General features: G+C 66.6%; 1 protein-coding gene. It reads right to left on the bottom strand.

Features of this window, described 5'->3' with window-relative positions:
- Positions 1–293: condensation domain-containing protein (locus tag JF781_RS28295; RefSeq protein ID WP_225341393.1), on the bottom strand; the 293-nt coding region annotated here is incomplete at both ends.

Raw genomic sequence — 293 nt, 5'->3', positions numbered from 1 at the left:
CCCCCAGATCAGCCACCAGCGGGGACATCGACAATCCGTCGGCGGCGATATGGTGTACCACGGCCACCAGCACGTGTTCGTCATCGGCGACGCGGAAAAGCCTTGCCCGCAACGGAATCTCAGTGGCGAGATCAAACGAGTGACGCACCGTGGGATCGATGGCCTCCTGCAGCCGGGCCGGCGGCCAGCCAGTGGCATCGACGACGTCCCAACGGAAGTCGGCGCGATCCGCCGGGATGACCACCTGTTGGGGTATCCCGTCGACCGCCGGGAACAGGGTGCGCAGGCTCTCG

The sequence above is a fragment of the Mycobacterium sp. WUMAC-067 genome (genome assembly GCF_020217485.1).
GTDB lineage: Bacteria > Actinomycetota > Actinomycetes > Mycobacteriales > Mycobacteriaceae > Mycobacterium.
Note: the sequence above shows the minus strand (reverse complement) of the source record. Positions and strands in the feature narration are given on the sequence as shown.